Raw genomic sequence first — 15,660 nt, 5'->3', positions numbered from 1 at the left:
AGCGAGGCGGCCTTCGCTACAAATCGGTTGTAGCTGCTGAGAACGAACTTATGAGAATGTTCTTCGCCTCGTGGTCATATACGAAAAAAACCCGCGTAAGGGCGCGGGTGGGTCGGGCTGGCGCAGCGGGGGCGGGATGCCCCGGCCGGGGACACCGCGCCCCGAAGTGGGAGCCCTCCTCCCGCCCGGGCTCGGCGGGAGGAGGCTCGCCGGGGTAGTCGGTTCAGGTGAAGCAGTCCTCGACGGTGTTGGCGCAGTTGGTGGGGTCGTTGTTGCTGATGAGGGATTCGTCGTCGAGCTTGACGTGTCCTTCGTGGTTGAGGACGCCGCCGGCGACGCGGTGGAGCTTGGCGGTGTCGGTGGCGGTGTTTTCGGTGACGTGGGTCTTGGTGAGGGTGATCTTTGCTTTGTTGTTGAAGATGCCGCCGCCGTTGAGGGCGGTGTTGCCCTTGATGACGGTGTTGCGCAGGGTGAGGGCGGCGTTGTCGTCCTCGTCCTGCGGTGTGGTGAGGAAGCCGTCTTCGATCTTGATGAGCCACTGGCCGTTGTAGATGCCGCCGCCGAAGCGGTTGGCGGTGTTGTCCACGATGATGCTGTCGGCGACGGTGGCGAAGCCCTCGCCGGTGTCCACGCCGCCGCCGTCACGGCCGGCATGATTGCCGGCGACGATGACCTTTCCGACGTCGAGGTCGGTGTTCTCCGCGTAGATGCCGCCGCCGTTCTCGCAGGCGGTGTTGCCGGTGATCGCGGTGAAGGAGACGGTGACGTACCCGCCGCCGCTGAACAGTCCGCCACCGTTCCTGCCGGCGTGGTTGCGGCTGAGGGTGCTCGGCGAGGTGTCCTTGCCGTCCCACGCCCCGGTGATCTCCACGGTGCCGGCGACGTGGCCGACCCCGGTGCGGCGTCCACCGCCGCCGTTGGCGATGCCGCCGCCGTTGCCGCCCGCGGTGTTGTCGTCGACCTTGGTCTCCTCGACCTTGAGGACGCCGCGGTTGAAGACGCCGCCGCCGTCGCCCCGGGCGTGGTTGTTGACGACCTTGCTGTCCTCCAGCCAGACGCGGCCGAAGTTCGCCACCGCGCCGCCGTCGCCCCCGGCGTTGTTGCCGGTGAGCGTCACCTGCGCGAGGCGGGCCTTGCCACCGCGCTCGACCAGCAGCGCGCCGCCGTCACCCTCGCCCCGTTTCTCGCCACCGCCAGCCGGGGCCGACCTCACCGCCGCGGGCGGACGTGCGACGGGCCCGGCCTGGCGGCGGAGGCCGACGGATCCCTGCGGGTACGCGAATTCGGAGGCGTTGCCGCCGGAGATGGTGAGGTCCTTGAGGGTGAGGGCGCCGCCGTCGACGACGCGGAAGATCCGGAAGGAGTCTTCGGCGTCGCGTGTGATGGTGGAGCCGTTGCCCTTGATGGTGACGTCCTGCTTGATCTCGGGCAGGGCGCCGCCGATTTTGCGGTCCTTGACGTCGAGTTCGTAGGTGCACTTCTCGGCCAGCTTCAGCGTGCCGCCGTGGTCGCGGTTGGCCAGTTCGATCGCGTCGACCAGGGCGTCGTCGTCGCAGGGCACCTCGCGGGTCCCGTCGTGCTCCTCCGCGCCGCCCCGCGCCCCCCACTCCGGGCCTTCCCGACCGTCGGCGTCCTTACCGTCCGGTCCTCCCTGGCCGTGCACGCCCTCCCAGGCCGGGCCGGCGTCGAAGAGGTCCTCGCCCTTCAAGTCGTGGCCGGTGCCGCTCTCGGCCTTCGGGTCGTGGTCGGCGTGGTCCTCGGCCTTCGGGTCGTGGCCGACGCTGTCCTCGGGGGAGGCTTCGTCGGCGTTCTGGGGCGCGGTCGCGCGGTTGTCCGCCACCCGCTCCGGGTCGCCGGCCCTGTCGTTGCGGGCGGCGAGCCCGCCCAGCGCCGCCAGGCCGACGACGCCGGTCAGCCCGGCCACGCCGGTGGCGACCCAGAGCCCTCGCCGCCTGCTCGTCCGCGGCGGTGCCATCGGTGTTCCGTGGTCGGGTGTCGTCTCGTCGTCGGACATGCGCGCGTTCCGCCCTTCGATCCGTCTCAAACGGTCATACGGCCACGGGCCGCACGAGAAGCCGCAAAGCTACGCAGCCTCCGAGGTGCACCGTAAGAGAGCGAGTTTCGCAAGGGAGGTTTATCCGAAGAAACCCCACATAAGGTCCGCCAAGGGCAATGCCAGACGACCGCACCGCAAACCCACCCCGGCCCCCATAACCGCACCGGACGACACGCCGGACGCCAGTTCGGTGATGTGGCGGTATCCGACCACCGGCGATGCCCCCACTTCACCGAACTGGTGTTGATCATGGCCAAACGATCACCGCCCACGCTTCCTCGCACGAGACCCGGCCGGAGAGCAGGCCACCGTGCGGCCGGTTGCCCGTTTTCACGCCTGCGCGGCGTCCCGACGAGACCAGGTGACTTGGAAGCAAACGGCCCTCATAGGGGCCCTTTGCTTCCAAGATCTCTGTGCGGGCTGTGCGGGCTGTGCGGGGGGCGGGGTGGGTCAGCCGGGGAGGCGGGGGCCGGCCTCGCGCTGCTCGGCCAGCCAGGTCTCCACCTCGTCCGAGCGGCGCGGCAGCCCGGCCGAGAGGTTCACCGGGCCGTCGGCGGTGACCAGGATGTCGTCCTCGATCCGGACACCGATGCCCCGCAACTCCTCGGGGACCAGTTCGTCCTCCGGCTGGAAGTAGAGCCCGGGCTCGACGGTCAGCACGTAACCCTCACCCAGCGAGCCCTCGCGGTACATCTCCTTGCGCGCGTTCGCGCAGTCATGCACGTCGATGCCGAGCATGTGGCTGGTGCCGTGCAGCGTCCAGCGGCGGTAGACCGTGGAGGCCGGATCCATCGCCTCGTCCACGCTCACCGGCAGCAGCCCGAGGTCCTTGAGCGCCTCGGCGAGCACCCGCATCGAGGCCAGGTGGACGTCGCGGAACCCCACCCCGGGCTTGCACATGTCGATGCCGGCCTGCTGGGCGGCGTGGACCGCGTCGTAGACCTGACGCTGGAGCGGGGTGAACCGGCCGTCGACCGGCAGCACCCGGGTGACGTCGGCGGTGTAGAGGTTGCGGTTCTCCACACCCATGTCCATGAGCAGCAGGTCACCCGGACGGGTGGTGCCGTGGTTGTGCACCCAGTGCAGGACCGTCGCGTGCTCGCCGGCCCCGACGATCGAGCCGTAGCCGACGTCGTTGCCGTCGTGCCGGGCCCGCAGCGCGAACAGCCCCTCCAACAGCCGCTCCGAGATCGCCCGGTCGGCCGGCAGCGCCCGCGCCACGTCCTCGAAGCCGCGCACCGTGGCGTCGCAGGCCTCCTGGAGCTGCGCGATCTCCCACTCGTCCTTGACCAGCTTCAGCTCGGAGATCGCGATGGCCAGCTCCCGGTCACGGGTCGGCTGGTCCTCCGCCCGCGGCCCGTCGTAGCGGCGCACCGCGGCGTCCACCCGGGCGTCGAAGCCGCGCAGCACCCGGGTCCGTGCCGGGGCCAGCCCCGCCAGCGCCGCGTCCAGCTCGCTCAGGTCGGCCGTCGGCAGGCCCAGCTCGGTCGACTTCTCGCGCAGCGTCGGCCGGCGGCCCACCCACAGCTCGCCGTGGCGGCTGCGGAAGAACTCGTCGGTGGCGCGGGACGACCGGGGCCGCATGAAGAGCGTGGCCTCGCCGCCCGGCCGCAGCACGAGGACGCTGTCGGGCTCCAGGTCGCCGGTCAGGTACGCGAAGTCGCTGCCCGGCCGGAACCGGTGCTCGGTGTCGTTGGCGCGTACCTTCTCGTTGCCGGTGGGGATGACGAGCGTCTCGTCCGGAAACGCCTCGGCCAGCGCGGCCCGCCGCTTGGCGTGGTTGGGCACCTCGGGGCGGAGGGCGGTCGACAGCTCGGTGTCCCGCCAGCCCTGCCGCATGAACGCCAGGAACGCCTCCGGGAAGTCGGGGTCGTGCGACTCCGTGCCGTCCGCCGGCTTGCCCTGCCGCGCCTGATCCTCGGCCATGATCCCGCCCCTCCCTGAGCCTCGTCGCTGGTCCCGACGGTACCGCGCGCACGACAGCGGGGAGTGCCTGCGGTGCCGCGACGGTGGCTTCCGGCGCGTGGAAAGATGGCCCCCATGTGCGGACTCCTGGCCTTCTTCAGCGCGCGCGGCGACGCCGCCGCCCACCGCGACCACATCGCCGGCGCACTGGAGTGCCTGCACCACCGTGGCCCGGACGAGACCGGGGTCGAGGTGGTCGGCGACGCCTCCGGCCGGTACGCGGACGGCGTCTTCGCGCACAAGCGGTTGGCGATCATCGACGTGGCGCTCAGCCACGAGCCCCTGCCGTACGCGGGCGGGCGCTACCTGCTCACCTTCAACGGCGAGATCTACAACTACATCGAGCTGCGCGACGAGCTGATCCGCGACTTCGGCGCCCAGTTCGCCACGAACGGCGACGGCGAGGTGATCGTCGCCGGCTACCACTACTGGGGTGAGCAGGTGCTCACCAAGTTGCGCGGCATGTTCGCGTTCGTGATCTGGGACCGGCAGGAGCGACGGGCGTTCGGCGCCCGGGACTACTTCGGCATCAAGCCGCTGCACTACCTCCAGACCCAGGACGGTCTCTACCTCGCCTCAGAGAAGAAGGCGCTGTTGCCGTTCGCGCACTCCGCCTACCAGGGTGACGCGGGGATCGACACCGCGAACCTGAGCCACTACCTGACCCTCCAGTACGTCCCGGAGCCGGGCACGCTGCACAAGGGGATCAGCCGGATCGGGTCGGGGGAGTACCTGACCTGGAGCCCGGACGGCCGGATCGACGTACGCCGCTGGTATCGGCCGGTGTTCCGCCCGGCGCCGGTCTCCGACGAGCAGAAGCTCTACCACGAGATCCGGGAGACGCTGCGGGAGAGCGTCCGGATGCACATGCGTTCGGACGTGCCGGTCGGCTCGTTCCTGTCCAGCGGCATCGACTCCACCGCCGTGGTGGCCCTCGCGCGCGAGTTCAACCCGAACATCCTCACCTTCACCGTCGGCTACGACGTGCCCGGCTACTCCGAGATCGACGTGGCCCAGGAATCGGCCCGGCACCTCGACGTGACCACCATCCCGACGAAGATCGGGCCGCAGGACATGATCGAGGCGCTGCCGAAGATCGTCTGGCACCTGGACGACCCGGTCGCCGACCCGGCCCTGGTGCCGCTCTACTTCGTGGCGAAGAAGGCCGCCGAGCACGTCACCGTGGTCCTCTCCGGTGAGGGCGCGGACGAGTTCTTCGGCGGTTACACGATCTACCGGGAGCCGCTGTCCCTGAGCTCGGTCAACGGCCTGCCGGACGGCGTGCAGAAGGGCCTGCGGGCGGTCTCCAAGGCGATCCCGCAGGGGGTCAAGGGCAAGAGCTTCCTGGAGCGCGGCACCACCCCGATCGAGCACCGCTACTACGGCAACGCCCGGATGTTCACCGAGGAGGAGAAGCAGCACCTGCTGCGCCGCTACGACCCCTCGGTGCGCTACACCGACGTGACCGCGCCGATCTACGCCGAGTGCACCGAGCTGGACGACGTCACCAAGATGCAGTACGTCGACCTCTACACCTGGTTGCGCGGCGACATCCTGGTCAAGGCGGACCGGATCTCGATGGCGCACTCGCTGGAGGTCCGGGTGCCGTTCCTGGACCGGGAGGTGTTCAACGTCGCCGCCGGCATCCCGGTCGACCTGAAGCTGCCGCCCCGCTCCGAGGCCACCAAGTACGCCATGCGCCAGGCGTTGCAGGGTGTGGTGCCGCCGGCCATCGTCAACCGCAAGAAGTTGGGCTTCCCGACCCCGACCCGGGTCTGGCTGCGCGGCGAGATGTACGAGTGGGCCCGGCACGTGCTGTCCACCTCGGGCGCCGGTGACCTGGTCGACCTGTCGTACGCGATGCGGCTGCTCGACGAGCACAAGCGCGAGGAGGCCGACCACTCCCGCAAGGTGTGGACCGTGCTGATCTTCTGCATCTGGCACGCGATCTTCGTGGCGAAGACGCTCGACCCGGGCATCCAGCGCAACCAGTCGGCGCTGCTCACCAAGCCGGTCGTCGGCAGCATGGTGCGCTGACCCACGGCGTGACGAAGGGCCCCCGGCGTGCTGCCGGGGGCCCTTCTCAGTGCGGTGTCACCTGCCGGTGCAGGTGACCGTGGGTAGGGTGTTCTGGCCGGAGTAGTTCGCGGTGAAGCCGAACGTGGTTCTGCCCTCCGGTGCGACGCTGCCGTTGTAGGCGGCGTTGGTGACCGTCACCGACGAGCCGCTGCCGCTCAGCGTGCCGTTCCACACCTGGTTGATGGTCTGTCCGCTCGGCCAGGTCCAGCTCGCGGTCCACCCGGCGAACGTCTGGGTGCTGTGGTTCATGATCTCGACCTCGCCCTGGAAGCCGTTGCCCCAGGCGCTGACCACCTTGTAGACCGCCATGCAGGTGCCGCTACCGGGCGGCGGCATGGTCGGCGACGAGGTCGGCGTCGGCGTCGGGTTGGTCGGCGTCGGCGTGGGCGTGGGGTTGGGGTTGGTGGGCGTCGGGGTCGGGTTGGTGGGCGTCGGCGTGGGGTTGCCGCTGCCCGAACCGATCCCGGTCACCTCGCCGTTGCCACCGTCGAACGTCACGTCGGAGCAGCCGAAGAAGTTCTCCTGGCTGTCCGAGCGGACCCACCGCGAGTAGATGATGTGCCGGCCGCTCTTGTTCGACGGCAGGGTGCCGTTGAAGTAGTAGTGGCCCTCGTTGGTGCCGACCGCGCCGCTCTGCGGCGGGTTGGTCACCTGGAGGAACGGCTGCTCCTCCAGGTCGCTCCAGGCCAGCGCCCGGGTCGGGCTCCAACTGTCCTTGGTCACGTAGAAGTAGAACGTGCCCGGGTGGTGGGCCCAGTTGCTGTAGCGGAACTCCATCGTCCGTCCGGCCGTCAGGTGCGTGATCGGCCAGTCGTTGCGGGCCGCGTCGTAGCCGCTGTAGTTGGCGTTGCCGCCGCTGCACAGCTTGCCGTCCGGGATGAACCCGGTGGTCCGGCCACCCGCGTCGGAGCGCAGCACGCTGAACCAGTTGTACAGCGAGTTCGCCCCGTTCTGGGCCACCGCCGAGGAACAGGCCGGGTTGTTCGGCCGGATCTCACCAGTGCTGGTGAGGCCGTCCTTCCAACACAGGTAGGTGCGGGCGCCCGGCGTCATCGCCGCGCCGTGCGCGGCGGCCGGGTCGGGACTGGAGGCCAGGGCGAACGCGCCCAGGGCCAGGGTGAGGGCCGCGGTGACCAGCGCGGCCGTACGGGATCGGTGCACGGGGATCTCCTGACTCGCGGAGCGTGACCCAACCTTCGGTCCGCCCCGCTGCGATGAGCGGATGCGACGATCGCGGTGCCCGCGCCCGGCGGTCGGCCGGGGCCTTCGGGGACGTGCACCGCCTGCGGTCCGTGTCACGGACCGTGGATGCCCTCGCGTCGGCTCGACCCGGCGACGCGGCAGCCCCCCGCGCCCTTCCCGGTAGGACAATCCCACCACGTCCGGCCGCCGCACGCAATAGCCGCGAGTCGATGTGTCGGGTCGCGTCACACCGGTCCGCCCGGATGCGTCAGGATCGACGGCGGGACAACCGAGGGGAGCAGGCATGGGGTACGCGGTGGTGCTCGGCGAGGCGTTGGTCGACCTGCTCGACGCCGAGCACGACGGGGAACCCGTCTACCGGCAGGCGATCGGTGGCGGGCCGCTCAACGTGTCGGTGGCGATCGCCCGCCTCGGCGGTGACGTGCAGTTCGTCGGATCGCTCGGCGACGACGCGCTCGCCGCCCGGATCCGCGCCTTCCTCACCGCCGCCGGCGTGGGCGTGGCCGGGGCGGTGACCGTGCCCGCCCCGACCGCGCTGGCCGTGGCCACCTTCGCCGGCCCGGAGCCGGAGTTCCGCTTCTACGGCGAGCCGCGCTCGTACGCCCTGCTCGGCCCGGACGACCTCGACGTGGCGTTGGTCGAGGGCGCGGACGTGCTCTACTGCGGCTCGATCGTGCTGCTCGACCCGCCGGTGCTGGCCGCCGCCCGCCGGGCCTGGTCGATCGCCGGCGGACTGCGGGTGTTCGACCCGAACGTGCGCCCGAGCCTGCTCACCGCGCCGGGCGCGCTGGACGGGCTGCGGGCCGTGGTCGCCGAGTTCGCCGCCGCCGCCCACCTGGTCAAACTGAGCGCCGCGGACGCCAAGGTGCTCTACCCGGACGAGCCGGTCGCGGGCGTCGCCGCGTACCTGCGGGAGCTGGGCGCGGCCACCGTGGTGGTCACGCTCGGCGCGGACGGCGCCCTGGTCGCGGCCGGCGACGACGTGGTACGCGTGCCCGCGCCGACTGTCGACGCGGTGGACGCCACCGGCGCCGGCGACTCGGTGATGGGCGCGCTCGTGGCCGAGCTGCTCGCCGCCGGCGAGCCGGCCGACGCCGCCGGCTGGCGGGACCGGGTCGCGTTCGCACTGCGGGTCGCCGCCCTCGTGTGCGAGTCACCCGGCGGCGCCACCGCCATGCCCACCCGCCCCGCCGTAACCACCCGCTTCGCGTGAAAGGCGGGGGCCCCTATTAACGCATTCGGTATAGGCGGGGGCCCCTATTAACGCCGCGCGCCGAAGCGCCGCGCACTGCGCGCCGAAGCGCCGCGCGGTCAGCGGCGGCGGGCGAGGGTGAGGACGGCGGTCAGGGAGAGGGCGGCGGCGCCGGCCAGGACGACGGCCATCGGCACGGCACTGCCCTCGCCGCCCAGGCCGACCAGGGGCGCGGCGAGCGCGCCGACCACCGACTGGATGCCGCCCATCAACGCGGCGGCCGTGCCCGCGTGCCGGGCGTGCGCGTCGAGCGCCAGCGCGGTGCTGTTCGGCATCACCATGCCCAGTGAGCCGACGAAGGCGAACAACGCGACCGCCGTCACGGCGAGGCTGCCGGCGAGCGCGCCGGTCAGCACGCCGACGGCGGTCACCAGGCCGACCACGAGCGTGGGGACCAGCAGCCGGCGCGGGCTGAACCGGTCGAGCAGCCGGGCGTTGAGCTGGCCGGTGGCCACCAGCGCGAGCGCGTTCACCCCGAAGACCACGCTGAACACGGCCGCCGAGACGCCGAAGACGTCCTGGAAGACGAAGGACGACCCCGAGATGTACGCGAACAGCCCGGCGAACGCGAAGCCCTGGGTCAGCGCGTACCCGAGATAGACCCGGTCGGTGGTCAGGGACCGCATGGTCCGGGCGGTGGTGGCCAGGCCGCCGGTGCTGCGGCGCTCGGCCGGCAGCGTCTCCGGCAGGCGCAGCGCAACCGCGACGGCCAGCAGTACGCCGATGACGGCGAGGGTGACGAAGACCGCCCGCCAGGAGCCGAACCGGAGCACCAGGCTGCCGACGCTCGGTGCGGCCACCGGCGCCACGCCGAAGACCAGGGTGAGCCGGGAGAAGTACTTCGCCGCGTCCCGGCCGGCGTAGAGGTCGCGTACCACCGCGCGGGCGACCACCACGCCCATGCCGCCGGCCAGCCCCTGCGCGAAGCGCGCGGCGGCCAGCAGCGGGGCGTTCGGCGCGGCGGCGCACGCGAGCGCGAGCACCGCGTACGCGACGACGCCGACCAGGACCGGACGGCGTCGCCCCCAGCGGTCGCTGAGCGGGCCGGTGACCAGTTGGCCCAGCGCCAGGCCGACCAGGCAGGTGGTGAGCGAGAGCTGGATGCCGGCCTGGTCGGCGTGGAGTTCGTGGGCCATCGCCGGGAACGCCGGCAGGTACATGTCGAGCGAGAGTGGACCGATCGCGGTGAGCGTCCCGAGCAGCACCAGCAGGGTCACGCCGCCGCCGGGCGGGGCGTGGCGGTCGGCGGACGGGCGCGCGGCGGTCCGCACGGTGTGGCTCACGAGGGGTCTCCCGGGATCGGTGTTCCGGGTTACCTTATCTCTGTAGTCAGAACTATTGCGATGTGAAGCAGGTGACCCGGGTGCCGACCGACGAGGAGATCGCCCGGCTCGGGGCGGGGCTGGGGGAGCTGCACCGGCTGCTGCGCCGCCGGACCCACGCCCGCGCCGACCGGGAGCCGCTGCCCGAGGCCCAGGTGGAGGTGCTCCTGCTGGTGCGCGCCGTGCCCGGGATCAGCGGCAAGGAGGTGGCCGCCCGTCTCGGCACCGCGCCCAACACGGTCAGCACGCTGGTGCGCGACCTCACCGACGCCGGGCTGCTGGGCCGCGACCGCGACCCCGCCGACCGCCGGGTGGTCCGGCTACGCCTCACCGACGCCGCCCACCGGCGGATGGCCGACTACGAGGTCCACCGCGCCGCGCTGCTCACCGAGGCGCTGGCCCGTCTCGATCCGCCCGCCCGGGCCGCCGTGCTCGCCGTCGCCCCGCACCTGGACGCGCTGCTCACCGCGCTGCGCGCGCCCCTGACCGGCGCGGAAATCGGTGGCCCCCGGCCGACCCCGACCCGGTGACCACCACGTGACGTTGCACCGACTGAGCCGGCCGGCCGCTCACGCCGTACCGTCGAGCTCCGCGTAGCCGCGGCGGGCCGCGATCAGGCCGGGCCGGGCCCCGAACGGCGACTCGGCGGCCACCCGCTCCGGCGGGGCGCTGCCGGTGTGGCCGGCGCGGATCAGCCACGCCTGCCGCGCGAGCTGCGCGTGCTGCTCGCGGACGAACGCCGCGTCGACCGGCTCGCCGTGCCCCGGCACCACCACCGTGGTCGACGTGGTCAGCCGCAGCAGGTCGGCCACCGCGTCCGGCCATTGCAACGGGTACGACTCCTCGAACGCCGGCGGCCCGCTCTGCTCCACCAGATCACCCGCGATCAGCACATCCGCGTCCGGCACGTGCACCACCAGGTCGGCGTCGGTGTGCCCGTGCCCGGGATGGCGCAGCACCACCCGCCGACCGCCCACGTCGAGCACCGTCTCCTCGTACACCTCGTGGGTCGGCACCCCCAGCTCGGTGCGCGCCAACTCGTCGGCCAGCGCCGGCTGCTCGGCGCGCATCTCCTCGTACGCCGCCCGGCGCAGCTCGTCGGGATGATCCCGCAGCACGGCCGCGGCCTGGGCCTGCGCGTAGATCCGGGTGCCCGGCTCGGCGGCCAGCGTGGCGTTGCCGAAGCAGTGGTCGAAGTGGTGGTGGGTGTTGACGATCGTCCACGGGTGCGGCGTCACCGCCCGCGCGGCGGCCGACAGCTCCCGCGCCTGGCCGGCGGTGGAGAGCGTGTCCACGAGCAGCGCGGTGCCGTCGCCGACCACAAGCGCCACGTTGACGTGCAGCAGCGGCTCGCGCAGCAGGTGTACGCCGGCGGCGATCTCGGCGAAGCCGGCGGTCATGACGGGCGCACGGCCCGGTCGACGAAGCGCTGCCGGTCGACGAGCGCCCGCTCGACGCGCCCCTGCGCGGCCACCGCGTGCCCGTCCGTGACCGTCACCTCGAAGACCAGCCGGCGGCCGTCGACCTTGACCAGCTCGGCGTGGGCGGCCACGGTCCGCCCGACCGGGGTGGCCGTCCGGTGTTCCAGCTCGACCCGGACGCCGACGGTGGTGGAGCCGGACGGCAACCGGGTCGCGACGGCCGCCACCGTCGCCGCCTCGGCCAGCGCCACCACCCGGGGAGTGCCGAGCACCGGCACGTCCCCGGAGCCCAGCGCCAAGGCGGTGTCCGCGTCGGTCACGGTCAGCTCGACCCGAGCGGTCAGCCCCGGTGCGAAGGGCGACTCCGGCTGCTCCTGCATGCGCCCGAGCCTAGTGCAGCGGGCCGGCGGTCGTTCGACCTCCGGCGCGGCGCGCGCCGACGCTCCGACGGTCGGCGTCGGCCCGCCCGTCGCCCGCCGTTAACCTAGTCCGCGATGGCCGTGTTGACAGATCCTCCGCCCCCCGCCCCCGCCGGACCGACCGTGTCCCCCGACGGCGGGCGTCGCCGCGTGATCGCGATGACCGTCTGGGGCATCGCGTTCGTGGCCGCCTGGTTCGCCATCGGGCTACCCACCGACCCGGCGTACGCGTTCCTGTGGATCTGGGCCGGCACGGTCGCCTGGAACTCGGCCCGGCCGTGGCGCAGCCACCTGCGCTTCGCCCGGGACTGGATTCCGGTCGTGCTGCTGCTCGCCGCGTACAACCTGTCCCGCGGGTTCGCCGACAACGGTGCGACCCCGCACGCCATGGAGCTGATCGTCGCCGACCGGTTCCTGACCGGGTGGGCCACCGGCGGTGAGGTGCCGACCGTCTGGCTCCAGCAGCACCTCTACGACCCCGCCCAGGTGCGCTGGTGGGACGTGCTGGTGAGCTGGATCTACTTCTCGCACTTCGTGGCCACGCTCGCCGCCGCTGCGGTGCTGTGGATGCGCAACCGGGCACGCTGGGTCGGCTACATGGCCCGGTGGGGCTTCCTCTGCGCGGCCGGTCTGGTCACCTACTTCGTCTACCCGGCCGCCCCGCCGTGGTGGGCGGCACAGAACGGGCTGCTCACCGAGGTGGCCCGGATCTCCACCCGGGGCTGGAAGGAGATCGGCATGCACGGCGCGGGCAACCTGCTCAACGCCGGGCAGATCGCCTCCAACCCGGTGGCCGCCATGCCGTCGCTGCACACCGCGTTCGCGCTGTTCGTGGTGCTGTTCTTCCTGCGCTCGGTGCGCCGGCGGTGGTGGCCGCTGCTGCTGGCGTACCCGCTGGCCATGACGTTCACGCTGATCTACAGCGGCGAGCACTACCTGATCGACGTGCTTGTCGGCTGGGCGTATGTGGGGATGACGTTCCTGGTGGTCGGCCTGGCCGAGCGCTGGTGGCGAGCCCGGCGGGCCCGCCACGACGACACGCCGGCCGCCGTGACCGGCGTCACCGCCCCCGCCGCCGGCCCGGACACGGCCCTCACCGCCGATCAGGACGCCATCCCCGCCGACCGCCGCTGACCGCCCCCACCCCGCCCCGCCCCGCACCCGCGGGGGCGGGGCTGGTGGTTAAGAAGGGGCCCCGCCTATACCGGAGGCGTTAAGCAGGGGCCCCGCCTTACCCCGAGCGGCGCGCGGACCGGGATCGCGCGGTCAGCTCCGCGGCCAGCTCCCAGGCGTCGGCCAGGTCCCGGTCGACCGCCGCCGCCCCGGACCCGCCTGCGGTGTCGGCGTGCACGGTGGCCAGCCGCAGCCGCCGCTGCGCCGGGCCCTGGGTGACCCGCACGCTCTGGATCCGGGCGTACGGCACCAGCGTCAACCGGCGGGTCAGCAGCCCGGAACGGGCCACGAAGACCCGCTCATCCAGGCCCGCGCCGACCGCCGCCCGGCTCAGTGGGCGCAGCCAGCGGGCCCGCGGCGGCGGCGGCGTGCCGGGCAGCGCGTCCAGCCGTACGCCGGGCAGCACCTCCGCCACCACCAGCTTCCCGGTGCCGGCGTCGCCGACCGGCAGCAGCCGGTCCGGGCGGTTCCGGTCGTCCGGCTCACCCGCCGAGTAGCCGGCCACCTCCAGGCGCAGCCGCAGCCAGCCCTTGACCCGCCAGAACAGCGGCCAGGTCACCCCGACGGTCTGCACCCGGTGCAGCGGTACCGTCTGCACCCGCGTCTCCAGCAGCCCGTTGTGCACCCGCAGGGTGTCGCCGTCCCGGTCGAGCCGGAAGCTCCAGTCGTCGAGCACCCGGCGGATCGGTTGCAGCACCACGCCGGCCATCGCGGTGAGCGTGCTGGCCACCGCGATGAACGACCACGAACCCTCGGACAGGAACTGGGCCACCACGAAGGCCACGCCGACCGGCAGCAGGAACGCCTGCGGCGTGAGCAACTGACTGACCAGCAGATCCTGGTTGCGTACGACGTGCAGCTCGCGACCGGCCGGGGCGGGCGCGGCCGGCACGCCGCCGTCGGTGGGCGCGGTCGCGGGCGCCGGGGCCCGCCCGGCCACGGCGAGCAGTCGCTGGCGCAGCGCGGTGGCCTCGGCCACGCCGAGGTACGCCAGGGGCGCCTCGGTCTTGCCGCCGCCGACCACTTCCAGCCGCAGTTCCGCCAGCCCGGTGAGCTGGGCCAGCAGCGGCCGGACCACCTCCACCGCCTGCAAGCGCTCCAACGGGATGGCCCGGGTACGCCGCCACAGCAGCCCCTCGTACACCCGCAACTCCCGCCCGACCACGTGGTAGCCGGTGTTCCACCAGCTGATCACCGACAGCACGGTGGCGCCGAGGACGAAGACCGCGACGAGCGCGGCGAACCAGCCGAACCCGACCCGGGACAGGGTCGACCAGGAGAGCCCGGCGATCACCACGACCAGCGACTTCGCGCCGTGCAGCGCGGGACTCAGCGGGTGCAGCCGTTGCCGGGGCTCCTCCCCGCCCGCCGGCCCCCCAAGCTGGGCCTGCTGGCCCGGCGGCGGCCCCCAGGCGCCGGGCGGCACCGGCCCGGGCCACGGCTGAGCCGGCTGACCGGGCGGCGGTACGTGGCCGGGCGGGCCGTACCCCGGCGCCGGCGGCCACGGTTGCCCGTTCGTCACCGGTCCCGGGCCGGCCGGCGGGGGCGGCCGTTCCTCCGGCGGCGGTGGCGCGTCCGGAGCGCTCACCGGAGAACCCTCGTTCGCGACTGCGGGGCTCGCAGGACCGGCTCACTCCTCGCGCTCACAGGGCTGGCGTTCGTTCGCGACTGCGGGGCTCGCAGACCCGGCTCACTCCTCGCGCTCACAGGCCCTCCGCCCGGTCTTCGCCCAAGGCGGTGAGCCGGTCGCGCAGGCGCGACGCCTCGGCCGGGCGCAGGCCGGGGACCCGGGCGTCGCTTGCCGCCGCGGCGGTGTGCAGCTGCACGGTGGCCAGGTCGAAGGCGCGTTCCAGCGGACCGGCGCTCACGTCGACGAACTGCATCCGCGAGTACGGCACGATGGAGAGCCGCCGCACCAGCAGGCCGTGGCGCACCAGGAGATCGTCCGCGCGTTCGGCGTACCCCCAGGCGCGGACCGCGCGCACGATGGTGATCGTGCGCCAGGCGGACAGCAGCAGCGCCACGCCGACGGCGGCGCCGAGCAGCCAGTGCCCGGAGAACGCCCAGGCGGCGCCGAGCACCACGAGCGCCACGGCGAGTCCGATGCCGAGCCGGATCAGCTCCACCCAGATCAGGTCGCGGGAGATCGGCTGCCAGGAGACCGTCTCCGGCCAGGGCTCCAGCGGGCCGGGCGGGGTGGTGGGCCGGCCGGCGAGGTCGTCACCGTTCACCGAGGGGGACCGTCGTGTTCGCCGGCGCGGGGCCTGATCGTCTGCTCGCTCACGATTCGAGCGTAGGCGATCCGGGCAGCGGCACCACCTCGCGCAGGAAGCCGCGCGCGTCGAGGAAGTCGCCCAGGGACGTGCGGTGCGTCGGGCAGGCCAGCCAAATCTTGCGCCGGTCGGGGTTGTGCAGCCGGGGGTTCTGCCAGCGCAACTGGAACTCCGCAGGGGCGCGACACCCACGCGCCGAGCAGACAAGCGCGTCGTCGTCAGGGTGGGGAGTGGTCACCGGGGCGAGTCTAGGCCGCACGCCGGGAGTTTTAGCGCCGGGCGGCCACGGGGGGAGCCGCCCGGCGACGGGGTGAATCGTACACGCGCCGGACCCCTTGTTGTCCACCCGTGTTCAGCGTTTTGCGCGCGACTGCCGAGGCGGGGCGGAAAACGTGCCTCTCCCACCCTCCGCTCTCAGCGAGGCATGACAGTCTTGACACGCACCACGACGCGACGACGACCCAGCTGTGGAGGACCGGTGGCCCAGCCGACCACGC

General features: G+C 72.9%; 13 protein-coding genes. 4 read left to right on the top strand and 9 right to left on the bottom strand.

Features of this window, described 5'->3' with window-relative positions; genetic code table 11:
* Nucleotides 1-223: 223 nt before the first annotated feature.
* Both O7613_RS15710 and O7613_RS15705 read right to left on the bottom strand, forming a co-directional pair.
* A complete protein-coding gene (locus O7613_RS15710; protein ID WP_282289158.1) occupies nt 224-1,975 on the bottom strand; it encodes a hypothetical protein in 1,752 nt (583 codons plus the stop codon).
* 531 nt (nt 1,976-2,506) lie between these two features.
* The gene (locus O7613_RS15705) at nt 2,507-3,982 is read right to left on the bottom strand and encodes an aminopeptidase P family protein (protein WP_281587654.1); all 1,476 of its coding nucleotides are present in this window, start codon (nt 3,980-3,982) and stop codon (nt 2,507-2,509) included.
* Nucleotides 3,983-4,096: 114 nt separating this feature from the next.
* Between O7613_RS15705 and asnB the strand changes: the two genes are divergently transcribed.
* On the top strand, nt 4,097-6,058 hold the full coding sequence (asnB, locus tag O7613_RS15700; protein ID WP_281587656.1) for an asparagine synthase (glutamine-hydrolyzing): 1,962 nt from the start codon (nt 4,097-4,099) through the stop codon (nt 6,056-6,058).
* Nucleotides 6,059-6,115: 57 nt separating this feature from the next.
* Here the strand turns inward: asnB and O7613_RS15695 are convergent, their stop codons facing one another.
* Entirely contained in the window at nt 6,116-7,267 is a 1,152-nt protein-coding gene (locus tag O7613_RS15695) for a lytic polysaccharide monooxygenase (protein WP_282294550.1), read from the bottom strand.
* Nucleotides 7,268-7,586: 319 nt separating this feature from the next.
* Here O7613_RS15695 and O7613_RS15690 point away from each other — a divergent pair, with 319 nt between their 5' ends.
* The gene (locus tag O7613_RS15690; RefSeq protein WP_282289157.1) at nt 7,587-8,516 is read left to right on the top strand and encodes a PfkB family carbohydrate kinase; all 930 of its coding nucleotides are present in this window, start codon (nt 7,587-7,589) and stop codon (nt 8,514-8,516) included.
* 98 nt (nt 8,517-8,614) lie between these two features.
* Here the strand turns inward: O7613_RS15690 and O7613_RS15685 are convergent, their stop codons facing one another.
* Complete coding sequence (locus tag O7613_RS15685; protein WP_281587658.1) at nt 8,615-9,838, bottom strand: multidrug effflux MFS transporter; 1,224 nt, start codon at nt 9,836-9,838, stop codon at nt 8,615-8,617.
* 62 nt (nt 9,839-9,900) lie between these two features.
* Between O7613_RS15685 and O7613_RS15680 the strand changes: the two genes are divergently transcribed.
* A complete protein-coding gene (locus tag O7613_RS15680) occupies nt 9,901-10,407 on the top strand; it encodes a MarR family winged helix-turn-helix transcriptional regulator (protein ID WP_281587659.1) in 507 nt (168 codons plus the stop codon).
* A 39-nt stretch (nt 10,408-10,446) separates the two neighbouring features.
* Here the strand turns inward: O7613_RS15680 and O7613_RS15675 are convergent, their stop codons facing one another.
* Together O7613_RS15675 and O7613_RS15670 are read right to left on the bottom strand one after the other, a co-directional pair.
* A complete protein-coding gene (locus O7613_RS15675; RefSeq protein ID WP_282289156.1) occupies nt 10,447-11,277 on the bottom strand; it encodes an MBL fold metallo-hydrolase in 831 nt (276 codons plus the stop codon).
* Nucleotides 11,274-11,678 (bottom strand): hotdog domain-containing protein, encoded by a 405-nt coding sequence (locus tag O7613_RS15670; protein ID WP_281587663.1) that lies wholly within the window; start codon nt 11,676-11,678, stop codon nt 11,274-11,276. Before O7613_RS15670 ends, O7613_RS15675 begins: the two co-directional genes overlap by 4 nt.
* Before the next feature lie 114 nt (nt 11,679-11,792).
* Between O7613_RS15670 and O7613_RS15665 the strand changes: the two genes are divergently transcribed.
* A complete protein-coding gene (locus O7613_RS15665; protein WP_282289155.1) occupies nt 11,793-12,851 on the top strand; it encodes a phosphatase PAP2 family protein in 1,059 nt (352 codons plus the stop codon).
* A 97-nt stretch (nt 12,852-12,948) separates the two neighbouring features.
* On the opposite strand, the gene O7613_RS15660 is transcribed toward O7613_RS15665, so the two are convergent.
* From O7613_RS15660 to O7613_RS15650, 3 genes are all read right to left on the bottom strand, one after another.
* Complete coding sequence (locus O7613_RS15660; protein ID WP_282289154.1) at nt 12,949-14,478, bottom strand: PH domain-containing protein; 1,530 nt, start codon at nt 14,476-14,478, stop codon at nt 12,949-12,951.
* A gap of 115 nt (nt 14,479-14,593) precedes the next feature.
* Nucleotides 14,594-15,121: a PH domain-containing protein gene (locus O7613_RS15655; RefSeq protein ID WP_281587665.1), complete on the bottom strand. Its 528-nt coding sequence runs from the start codon at nt 15,119-15,121 to the stop codon at nt 14,594-14,596.
* A 49-nt stretch (nt 15,122-15,170) separates the two neighbouring features.
* Nucleotides 15,171-15,401, bottom strand: a complete 231-nt coding sequence (locus O7613_RS15650) for a hypothetical protein (RefSeq protein ID WP_282289153.1) — start codon at nt 15,399-15,401, stop codon at nt 15,171-15,173.
* Between the last annotated feature and the right edge of the window lie 259 nt (nt 15,402-15,660).

The sequence above is a fragment of the Micromonospora sp. WMMD975 genome (assembly GCF_029581215.1).
GTDB lineage: Bacteria > Actinomycetota > Actinomycetes > Mycobacteriales > Micromonosporaceae > Micromonospora.
This window is presented reverse-complemented; position numbering and strand designations above follow the sequence as displayed.

Excerpts from the sequence above, each read along its gene's own strand:
- O7613_RS15710 (WP_282289158.1), bottom strand. The coding sequence starts at position 1,975 with ATGGCACCGCCGCGGACGAGCAGGCGGCGAGGGCTCTGGGTCGCCACC.
- O7613_RS15705 (WP_281587654.1), bottom strand. The coding sequence starts at position 3,982 with ATGGCCGAGGATCAGGCGCGGCAGGGCAAGCCGGCGGACGGCACGGAG.
- asnB (WP_281587656.1), top strand. The coding sequence starts at position 4,097 with ATGTGCGGACTCCTGGCCTTCTTCAGCGCGCGCGGCGACGCCGCCGCC.
- O7613_RS15690 (WP_282289157.1), top strand. The coding sequence starts at position 7,587 with ATGGGGTACGCGGTGGTGCTCGGCGAGGCGTTGGTCGACCTGCTCGAC.
- O7613_RS15675 (WP_282289156.1), bottom strand. The coding sequence starts at position 11,277 with ATGACCGCCGGCTTCGCCGAGATCGCCGCCGGCGTACACCTGCTGCGC.
- O7613_RS15670 (WP_281587663.1), bottom strand. The coding sequence starts at position 11,678 with ATGCAGGAGCAGCCGGAGTCGCCCTTCGCACCGGGGCTGACCGCTCGG.
- O7613_RS15665 (WP_282289155.1), top strand. The coding sequence starts at position 11,793 with ATGGCCGTGTTGACAGATCCTCCGCCCCCCGCCCCCGCCGGACCGACC.